This is a genomic window from Kitasatospora sp. NPDC093558 (assembly GCF_040683475.1).
Lineage (GTDB): Bacteria > Actinomycetota > Actinomycetes > Streptomycetales > Streptomycetaceae > Kitasatospora.
Genome location: NZ_JBFBDY010001367.1, coordinates 1 through 1,091 on the forward strand (window position 1 = coordinate 1; position 1,091 = coordinate 1,091).

Here is a 1,091-nt window from a genome sequence, read left to right on the forward strand (position 1 = left end):
TCCCCGAACACGAACACCACACCCGTCCGCGCCATGCTCGTCCTCGGCACCCGCCCGGAGGCGATCAAGCTCGCGCCCGTGGTGCGCGCCATGGCCGCCTCCCCACACTTCGAGCCGCTCGTCGTCTCGACCGGACAGCACCGCGAGATGCTCCAGCAGATGCTCGAACTCCTCCAGGTCGAGGCCAAGTTCGAGCTCGATGTGATGAGAGAGCGGCAGGAGCTGTCCAAGCTGACGGCCCGTCTGGTCGAAGGGCTGGGCGAGGTCGTCCACGCCGAGCGCCCCGACCTCGTCATCGTCCAGGGCGACACCACCACCGCGCTCACCGGCGCCCTCGCCGCGTTCTACGAGCACATCCCCGTCGCCCACGTCGAGGCCGGACTGCGCACCGGCGTGCTCGACAACCCCTTCCCCGAGGAGCTCAACCGCCGCCTCATCGGCCGCATCGCCCGCTGGCACTTCGCGCCCACCCCCCGTGCCGGCGCACACCTCACCGCCGAGGGCGTGCCGGCGGCGGAGCTGTTCGTCACCGGCAACACCGTCATCGACAACCTGCTCTGGGTGCTCGAACAGGGCGCCGGCCGCGACCACTTCGAGAGCAGCGGCCTGCGCCGCGTCCTCGTCACCCTGCACCGCCGCGAGAACCAGGGCGACAAGATGCGCGCCATGGGCAAGGCCCTGCGCCGGCTCGCCGACCGCGGCGACGTCGAGCTCGTGCTGCCACTCCACAAGAGCCCCGCCGTCCGCGAGGCCCTGCTGCCCGAACTGTCCGACCACTCCGCCGTCCGCATCGTCGAGCCGCTCGACTACGTGGACTTCTCCGCCACCCTGGCCGGCTGCGACCTCGTCCTGACCGACTCCGGCGGCATCCAGGAGGAGGCCCCCACCCTCGGCAAGCCCGCCCTCGTCCTGCGCACCACCACCGAGCGGCCCGAGGCCGTGGAGGCCGGCGCGGCCCGACTCGTGGGCACGGAACCGGACGTCATCCTGGACGCCGCCATGCACCTGCTGGACGACGAGGAGGCGTACGGACGCATGGCGAAGGCCGGAAACCCGTTCGGCGACGGGCACGCCACCGAGCGGATCCTGGC

The 1,091-nt window shown here is 72.0% G+C and carries 1 protein-coding gene; it reads left to right on the forward strand.

Features of this window, described 5'->3' with window-relative positions; translation table 11 throughout:
- Positions 1-33: 33 nt before the first annotated feature.
- Positions 34-1,091 (forward strand): UDP-N-acetylglucosamine 2-epimerase (non-hydrolyzing) (gene wecB / locus AB0O00_RS41030; protein ID WP_363659744.1); only part of this gene is annotated, 1,058 nt, incomplete at its 3' end.